An 8,724-nucleotide genomic window follows, 5' to 3' on the forward strand; every position below is an offset into this window, starting at 1 on the left:
GGACTAATACCAACACAACCACGATGATAACAAGAGCACTGGCGAACCAACGCACCCAATCGTTAAAGTTAGGATGTTCCCAAATCGGCACATCAGCCATGACTTCAACTTCAGGCTCCGCAAACTGCATGCTTAAAACATTCAGTAAGTCACCACGCGCTTCACTGTAACCAACCGCACCAATCAGCACCTGACGAATCGACGACAAATCCGCATCTGACAGTGGCTGATAAGTTGTCTCTCCCGTATCTGGGTTCACGATTGCGCGATTCTTAATTGCTACCGCAACCGTTTGACGATTAACCACACCGGTCTGACGACGCTCATGGCTGATCGTTGTATCTAGTTCGAAGTTTCGAGTCGCTTCTTTATGTACTGAACCTTGACCTAAACCTGTGCCGTCTTTCATCTGCGCCACGTCTTGTGGGATAGACGCATCTGCTGGAGGCTGATTGCTCAAAGCTCCTGGCACACCAGCAACGACACTACCGTTATTATAGTCTTCTAGCGTGTACTCGCTGCGTGTAGAAGGTGTGTTCGGGTCAAAACTCTTGCGGGTTTGTTCTACAGCACTGAAATCTAATTGAATATCTACTTGTGCTGTGTAGTTGCCAAAGCCCAAGATAGGAATAAGTACAGAGTCAATTTTGTCGCGTAATGCTTGTTCTTGCTTTCGCTCAAGTTCATGCTCTTTACGACGAGCGGCAGACGCTGGGTCTTGTGAACCTGAGCTTAAAAGGCGGCCATGTTGATCTGTCACAGTGATACGATTTGGCTTCATGCCTGGCACAGCACTTGAGACCATATCAACCACAGAGTCGACTTCTTCTTGCTTAAGGTTGGCACCCGTTTTTAAGGTCAAGAATACTGAGGCAGACGCCTCCTGATTGTGACGAACAAATACGCTTTGCTTTGGAAGTGCTAATAGGACACGCGCTTTACGTACCTGCTTCATCTCTTCAATGGCTTTAGACAGCTGGCGTTCACGACTCAATTTAAGGCGCTCAAGCTCTAGACGTTGAGAAACCCCAAAGCCCATATCCTGCAGCAGAATGTCATCACCCGCGTTTTTCTCTTGATTTAGGCCAGCTCGAACCATGTCTAATTTGAGTGTATTGTACTCACTCGCGGGAACAAGAATCGTATTGCCATCCAGCTTGTAATCCAGCTTTTGCTGATCAAGATAATCAAGTACAGGAATAAGTTCTTCCGTTTCGTATGCACCAAGCGGGCGCATTTCAGGCTCTTTAACCCAGAAGAACAGCATGACGATCAACGCCACACAGATTGAAATAGAGAGGACTAAGACAACTTGACGCAGTAGATCAAGATCACCCACTGCCATATCAAATTTGGAACTGCTTTTTTCATCCAGATCTGGATTTTGCACACCTGAATCAAGATCAGATGTCGCCAGCATAGTGCTGTCCGCACCACCGTCAGCGACGGTAAGGTCTGTTGATTGATTTTGCTCTGACACAGATGACACCTATTCTTACACTGGCATGTTCATCAATTCTTTGTACGCCTCAACAAGCTTGTTACGTACTTGAATTGTCGCTTCAAATGCAACACTAGACTTGTTACGAGCGATCATGACATCCGATAACGACACATTTTCGTCACCGCGGTCAAAGCGCATTTGAAGGTTACTGGAAGTTTTAGACAAGCCGTTAACGTTGTTGATCGCATTATTCAGTAGCTCACCAAAATCAGCGCCAACCGTATGCCCAGTCGCAGCGGGTTTAGTGTTACCAGCTTCAAACATCATTGCTTGCATTTCGCTTTGGAAACCATCAATTTTCATCGATACCTCGGTCGTCAACTCTTTGACTAAAACTTTTGTTGTAATTATGACGCTGCAAAGTGTATGCCATATCCATATGAGCGTCGAAAATAGCATGTTAGTTTGGAATATCAATACCCGCATCACGCATTTTTGCTAACTTATAGCGCAAAGTACGCGGACTAATTCCTAACTTCTCAGCCATCTCTTTTCGACGACCATTACACTCAACTAAGGTTTCAAGAATAATCGCGAACTCTTGGTCTCTTAGTTCACCACCTAATCCACCAACTGAGGAAGCAACTTTGGTCGAATCGACTTCGGCGACAGGCTGGATGACAGGTACTCGAACATCTTGATTTTCCACTACCTGCTGAAGCCCTGATGCGTCTTGCCAATCCAAGCCCTCAAGTAAAATATGTTCAGCGCCAATATGATTGTTTTCACTTAGAATAAGAGCTCGTTGTACAACGTTATCCAACTCGCGTACGTTGCCTGGCCATGAATAACTGATTAGCTTGTTCACTGCATCATTCGAGAGCGAAGGCACTGGCATACCAAGTTTTTTACAGTTTCGCTCGATTAGGTGCAGAGCTAAAGGTTCAATATCTCCTTGGCGCTCACACAATGCAGGCCAAGCAATTGGGAAAACATTAAGGCGGTAATACAAGTCTTCGCGGAAGTTACCCTCTTGAACATACTGTTTCAAATCGCGGTTACTGGTTGCTAGCACACGCACATCAAGCTTAATACTTTTACGGCTTCCCAAGCGTTCTACTTCACGCTCTTGAAGTACACGTAGTAGCTTAGCTTGGAGGTTTAAATCCATCTCACTGATCTCATCCAGCAAAATGGTCCCGCCTTGCGCTTGTTCGAATTTACCAGGACAGGCTTGTACCGCTCCAGTAAACGCACCTTTCTCATATCCGAATAAGGTCGCTTCGAGCATATTATCTGGAATCGCCGCACAGTTAATTGCGACAAATGGGCCGTCTTTACGATTCGAAGCGTTATGAATGTAGCGCGACATCACTTCTTTACCAGAACCACTAGGCCCCAACACCATCACACTTGCATCGGTTTTAGCAACTTTGTCTGCTAACGCTAGCAATTTAATGCTTTTCTCATCCGCCACCACTGCGTCGCCGTTATCATCTGATTTCACGGGCGCATAACGACTTACCATATTGAGCAACACTTCCGGAGCAAATGGTTTAGCCATATAGTCAATGGCCCCGTCTTTCATTGCCGACACAGCATCTTCGATATTGGCATACGCCGTCATCAACAAAACCGGAAGATTTGGCCAATGTTGCTTTATGTTTCGCAGCAGTGCGAGACCGCCCATCCCGGCCATTTGCACATCAGAGACAACGATATCAACACTATTCGATTTGAGCTTCACCAAAGCGTCTTCGGCGCTATCCGCTTCTAACCATTCGTAACCAGCTAAAGCGAGCGTGTCGACTAGGGCCTCACGTAGACCTTCATCGTCTTCAACAATCAGTACCTTACTTTGAGCCATTATTACTCTCCAGTCTCAATTTGTTGTTCAGAAGTAGCTTGACGCTCCAATGGGATGCACATGGTAAAGCACGCACCATCACCTTCTTCTGAGATCAGCTCTAACCTTCCGTCGTGTGCACGACAAACCATTTGTACTACCGCTAAACCAAGGCCAGTTCCCTGTGAGCGTGTAGTAAAGAAAGGTTCCATTATTTTGCTTTGTAGCTCTTTCGGCACACCAGGTCCACTGTCTTGTACCGAAATTTTTAATTCATTGTTTACCGGGCGGAAAAACACATCAATTTGCGATTCTTTTCCCGCAATTTGAATAGCATTCATCACAAGGTTGCTCAACGCAGAGGCAATCGCATTGGCGTTACCAAGTAGTTGAGTATTCTCGTTTTCAACTTCAATAAAATAGTCAATGCTGTTGTTCTTCAAGGCCGTTTCTACCATTGGCGAGTACTCTGTAACCAAATCGGAAATACTAAATGGTTTTACGACTTTGTTGTCCCCACCTTTCGCAAATAACAGCATGTCGTTAACTTGTTTTTCTAGATCGTGCAGACGATCCATTAGCTTGGTTTGAAAACGATCTTTTGTCGCAGGTGGTAAATTAGGTGCACCTAGATTCGAGGCGTACAGCATTGCACTTGATAACGGTGTTCTCACCTGGTGGGCCAAGGATGCAACCATGCGGCCAAGAGAAGATAAGCGTTGTAGATCACTAATACGTGACTGCAATAGGCGTGTTTCAGTCAAATCGGTAATTAAAATAAGTTGACCTGTAGCCGAAGCCGATATGGCCAGACGTACCTTGCGACCATTACGCAATGATATTTCGTGACCATCATCTTCACGAGGAGCAAAAGCCTGTTGAATTACTTCAAACCACTTCTCACCAACCAGTGGCAATTCGAGTAGACGCTGTGCTTCTGGGTTGGCTTCACAGACAGTGCCTTGAGTATCAAGCAATATCACGCCAGCTGGCATAACATCTAATACTTGCTGATAGCGTTCGACTTGTTCTTCTAAAGTACCTAGAGAAGTTTGGTTATCAGTAACTGAACTGGGCTGCATGACGTATTTCTGCCTTAAAAACTACAATAGCCTAACATACAAAAAGTATGCCAGGCTATTTTATATATTTATCAATCACTTAACAAAAGGTCGATAAATTGACAGTCTGATTATTGCCTAACGCTGAAGGTTATACTTACGCATTTTCTCAACTAAAGTCGTTCGACGCATACCTAGCATATCCGCTGCTCGTGCCACAACACCACCTTGTGCTTCTAGGGCTTGATTAATCATATTAACTTCTAAATCAGCTAACATTTCTTTCAAGTTAACCCCTTCCGGCGGTAAATTCTGTGGTGCAGACTCACTGTCTTGGAAGATATCACTCGATTCCAAGCTAAAATCTTCAGAAAAAATATCATAGAACGCGTCGCGCTCTTGCTCTTCGACAGATTGCCCTGTGTTGTATCCTGGTTGGAACTCAGGGATATCACTGTATCGATACTTAGTCGGTAAGTGATTAACGTCAACCAAGCTGTTTGGATACAGAATGATCATGCGTTCAACCAAATTAGCCAACTCACGTACGTTACCTGGCCAGTCATGCTCCATTAGCGAGTTAATCGCTCGTGGTGTAAAGCATATAGGTTGCGCACCTTCGGCTTCCATTCGAGTCATCAGCTCTTGCAAAAGAAGTGGAATGTCATCTTTACGATCACGCAGAGCTGGCATTTCGATAGGAAAAACGTTTAAGCGGTAGTAAAGATCTTCACGGAAGGATTCGTCATCGATCATCGACTCTAAATTGCGATGAGTTGCCGCGATAACTCGCACATCCACTTTAATTGTCGTGTTACCACCTACGCGCTCAAAACAACGCTCCTGTAAAACACGCAGCAGCTTCACCTGCATCGGCATTGGCATGTCACCAATTTCATCTAAGAAAAGGGTACCACCTTCTGCTAGCTCAAAACGACCTTTACGCGAGGTGATTGCACCTGTAAAGGCCCCTTTCTCATGGCCAAATAATTCGCTTTCCAAAAGATCTGGTGGAATTGCACCACAATTAATCGGAACAAATGGCCCACTGCGGCGAGCTGAATGATAGTGAATGTTACGAGCCACAACCTCTTTGCCCGTCCCTGATTCGCCAAGAATCAGAACATTCGCTTCTGTTCCAGACACTTGCTCGATTAAATGGCGAACCTCTTTAATTCCAAGGCTTTGACCGACTAAACTGCGGAACAAGGTGTTCTTACGGGCTGAAGAAACAACATTCATGCCTTTACGGCCAAGAAAGTCTTTACAGTGACGTAATGCTTCACTTAACTGCGGGTAATTAAGAGGATAATCCAATTCGCCAACGTAATGCGTCAGCTCTTCTACTGGATATGAATGTTTGCCTGCAATAAGTAAAGGGATATGGTTAGCGCGGGATAGCTTCTCGCTTAGGTTAGCAGGAAGCGTATGGTCAGTAACAGAACCGACAATACAGCCAGCCCAAACTGCTGACCAGTCGATATCTTCGACCTGATCAGAGCTGATCGCTTCGCACTGCTCTCCAACAAATTCTAAAATATTACTGAGATTGGTTCGCGCCTGAGCGTCGTCCTCAATCACAAGTAGTTTCGCTAAACCTTGCATAGGTGAGAATAATTGCCTTTATTTTGAAACGTTGTGGCTGGTTTATGTTTCTAACGTCACTTCTAACTATAGATCAGAACTAACGATACACAATCAATAAATTTCAGCAACAAAATAAGCCACTAGGCTAGTTAGTGGCTTCTATTCTATTTGATAAAAAAAATAAGGCAACCAAGCAATTAGTTGGTGTGATGTTAAGCCAAAACCAATTGGCTCAATTTTGGTTAGATAAGCAACTAATTGGTGATTATTTGACTCTAAATTCCGACATCTGACGCAGTTAAATTATGAAATTCATTTGGAATTTGGTCCCAAGCTGACTTAATTTCACGAATAATCTCAATTACATCATCGATCTGTGTAGGATTATTCAGATGATTCGCTTCTGTGATCTGAGTAATCATAAATTCGTAAAGCTGATCTAAGTTTTGAGCGATGTCACCGCCGTCATCCATAGACAGACAACTACGTAGGCTGATAATGATATCTAACGCTTTACCAAGACGCTCACCTTTCACGGGAATGTTGCCTTGCTCCATCGCCGCTTTACCCTGAATTAAACGCTCGATCGCACCAGCCATCAGCATTTGAACAATTTTATGCGGGGAGGCCGCACTCAGTTGACTATCAACTGATACCTTTTTGTAAGCCTGTAGTGAACCACGCATAAACAACCCTCTCTATAAAAATTTTTTGTACTGCTGGACAGAACGTTGTCCGTGTCGAAACTTTTGTAACGACTTTCCTATCTCGGCTGTTTTTAGCTGCATCAGCTCGACGATAGCTTGTGTTTCTTGTATAGCTGTCTGCCATTGAGTTAACGTCGCAAGCTCAGCGTCTTGTTCTATCAAGCTTAACAAGTTCTGCAATATCTGTTCCCTTGTATCGACCATTAACAGGATATCTTCAGTTTCAAATGAATCTTGCGTAATTAGCGATGATAATTTGTGATTTAAATCACACAAAAGTAGCAGTTGTTGCTCAAATTCCTCAGCCAAGTGCATTCATCATCCCCGCCAGTTGGGACTGCATTTTACTGGTTGCGTCTTGCATCGCCGTAAATTTGGCGTGTGTACGTTTCTCTAAACTTTCCATACGGCGATCCAATGCCGCTTGATCATCTTGCAACTTATAGGTTTGCTCTAACATGCTCTTTTCACGAGTACGAATTGAGCCTGTTACGCCGGTCAGCCCTTGAATCGCGTCTTCTACTTTTTTAGCGAAGCCTTGGTTACCACCAAAGAAGTCCTCTAACTTGTTAAAGTTATTGTTCAACTGGCGATCAAGCATCTCGTAATTGATCTCTAGACTGCCTTGCCGAGTGGTCGTCACACCAAACTCCGTCAATGTCTTAAGGTCTTCTGGTGCAGGCTCGACATCTGATGAAAAGACAGATTTTAAACGCGCATCGGCATTTCGTACGACACTGTCGCCAGACAATGGGCCAGCCATACCCGTTCGAGGGTCAACCCCTGCCAGCTCTTTCGATAACTGGTAGAACTGGTTGTAGGCAGCAACAAAACGTTCAATATCATCACGCACCCCTTGTCGGTCATATTCAATATCAATCTCTGAAACAGGCTTACCAACCTCGGTGCGACCTTTAAGGGTTAAATCCACCCCTTCGATTGCATCTTCAATGATATTGTTGTTACTCGACAGTTGGGCCACGCCATCAAGCATCACTTTAGCATCTTGAGCGCTTTGTACTTCAGTCATACCGTTGTAGGTATCAAATGATGCTTGCGCTGCTTTTAAATCCGCTTGAGCTTTGTCAACTCGCTCTAAGTACTCACGTTCTTCTTGAGTCAGCTTTGCTCGTTCAAGCTGTTTCGCTTGTTCAGGAGTCAGTTCACCACTGGCGACTTTTCGCTCTATCTCGACCTTTTCGTTGATCAACTTTTGCTCGATCTGAGCTTTCTCTTCTTCGAGCTTAGTCTGCGCTTCTTTTGGCGTAACATAAGAGTCAGTTAGAGTTCCTGAAGCCGTGTTCGACCAGCCGGGAACATCGCTCGACTTCTCAATCGCTTTGTTGTCTAACTCTGGTTCTGGCTCCCAATAGGAATCAAGCAGTGTCCCTGATGCTGTCTCTGTCCATCCTGGGATACGATCCTGCGGTTTTAGGTATTTATTTGCATCAACGCCCGCTTTTGCAGCGGCCGCGGCAGCTTGATTTGAAAGTTCATTGTCTGCGCTCGCGTCTTTGGCGGCTTTAGGATCGGCTTTGATTGCCGCTTGTTTTGAACTATCGGCAATCTCTTGGTCGACAATTTTTGCCGCTTCAATGTTTCTTTGAGCGATCTTGTCTGCAAATTCTTGCTCTTTAGTTGAAAGCGGGCTTAACAGTTCTTGAGCTGCCGCGCGCGCTTTCTCTAAATCTTTTACGCGCTGCTCGAGTGTTTTGTACTCGAGTAGTTTGAGGTTATCGCCTAGTTTAGCGTCTGCGATAATAGAAAGGTCGTTCGCTTCACCGGATTTGGTTGAAGCGACAATAAGACGCGGGCCTTCGGTATCATTAATTATTGATGCGCGAACGCCTGGATTAGATTTGCTGTTGTTGATGCTACGTACCACATCAACCAGTTTTGAGTTTTCTGCAACTTCAACGGTGAATTTCTTGTCACCAAGTGAAACCTGCAGCTTACCAGAACCAAACTTTGCATCTTCAGGGAGAACATCCGAAGCAATTTTATGACTCTGAGCAAGCTGCAACACATCGATAGCATAGCGACCAGCGATGGCATCAGTGGTTGCTGTCGCTGATACGA

The 8,724-nt window shown here is 44.8% G+C and carries 8 protein-coding genes; all 8 read right to left on the reverse strand.

Going from position 1 to position 8,724, the window contains the following annotated elements:
* Positions 1 to 1,480: flagellar basal-body MS-ring/collar protein FliF (fliF, locus tag AC4MRV_RS20795; protein ID WP_491189206.1), on the reverse strand; the 1,480-nt coding region annotated here is incomplete at its 3' end.
* 15 nt (positions 1,481 to 1,495) lie between these two features.
* Positions 1,496 to 1,807 carry a flagellar hook-basal body complex protein FliE gene (gene fliE, locus AC4MRV_RS20800; RefSeq protein ID WP_491189207.1) on the reverse strand — a complete coding sequence of 104 codons (312 nt, stop codon included), beginning with the start codon at positions 1,805 to 1,807 and terminating at the stop codon, positions 1,496 to 1,498.
* A gap of 97 nt (positions 1,808 to 1,904) precedes the next feature.
* Positions 1,905 to 3,311 (reverse strand): sigma-54-dependent transcriptional regulator, encoded by a 1,407-nt coding sequence (locus tag AC4MRV_RS20805; RefSeq protein ID WP_491189208.1) that lies wholly within the window; start codon positions 3,309 to 3,311, stop codon positions 1,905 to 1,907.
* 2 nt (positions 3,312 to 3,313) lie between these two features.
* Positions 3,314 to 4,372 carry a sensor histidine kinase gene (locus AC4MRV_RS20810; protein ID WP_491189209.1) on the reverse strand — a complete coding sequence of 353 codons (1,059 nt, stop codon included), beginning with the start codon at positions 4,370 to 4,372 and terminating at the stop codon, positions 3,314 to 3,316.
* A gap of 117 nt (positions 4,373 to 4,489) precedes the next feature.
* Positions 4,490 to 5,956, reverse strand: a complete 1,467-nt coding sequence (locus tag AC4MRV_RS20815; protein WP_491189210.1) for a sigma-54 dependent transcriptional regulator — start codon at positions 5,954 to 5,956, stop codon at positions 4,490 to 4,492.
* 257 nt (positions 5,957 to 6,213) lie between these two features.
* Positions 6,214 to 6,624, reverse strand: coding sequence for a flagellar export chaperone FliS (gene fliS / locus AC4MRV_RS20820; protein WP_491189211.1), 411 nt, complete (start codon positions 6,622 to 6,624; stop codon positions 6,214 to 6,216).
* Positions 6,625 to 6,636: 12 nt separating this feature from the next.
* Positions 6,637 to 6,960, reverse strand: coding sequence for a flagellar protein FliT (locus AC4MRV_RS20825; protein ID WP_491189212.1), 324 nt, complete (start codon positions 6,958 to 6,960; stop codon positions 6,637 to 6,639).
* Positions 6,947 to 8,724: flagellar filament capping protein FliD (gene fliD, locus AC4MRV_RS20830; RefSeq protein ID WP_491189213.1), on the reverse strand; the 1,778-nt coding region annotated here is incomplete at its 5' end. The genes fliD and AC4MRV_RS20825, both read right to left, overlap by 14 nt.

Source organism: Vibrio sp., from assembly GCF_984391705.1.

Excerpts from the sequence above, each read along its gene's own strand:
- fliE (WP_491189207.1), bottom strand. The coding sequence starts at position 1,807 with ATGAAAATTGATGGTTTCCAAAGCGAAATGCAAGCAATGATGTTTGAA.
- AC4MRV_RS20805 (WP_491189208.1), bottom strand. The coding sequence starts at position 3,311 with ATGGCTCAAAGTAAGGTACTGATTGTTGAAGACGATGAAGGTCTACGT.
- AC4MRV_RS20810 (WP_491189209.1), bottom strand. The coding sequence starts at position 4,372 with ATGCAGCCCAGTTCAGTTACTGATAACCAAACTTCTCTAGGTACTTTA.
- AC4MRV_RS20815 (WP_491189210.1), bottom strand. The coding sequence starts at position 5,956 with ATGCAAGGTTTAGCGAAACTACTTGTGATTGAGGACGACGCTCAGGCG.
- fliS (WP_491189211.1), bottom strand. The coding sequence starts at position 6,624 with ATGCGTGGTTCACTACAGGCTTACAAAAAGGTATCAGTTGATAGTCAA.
- AC4MRV_RS20825 (WP_491189212.1), bottom strand. The coding sequence starts at position 6,960 with ATGCACTTGGCTGAGGAATTTGAGCAACAACTGCTACTTTTGTGTGAT.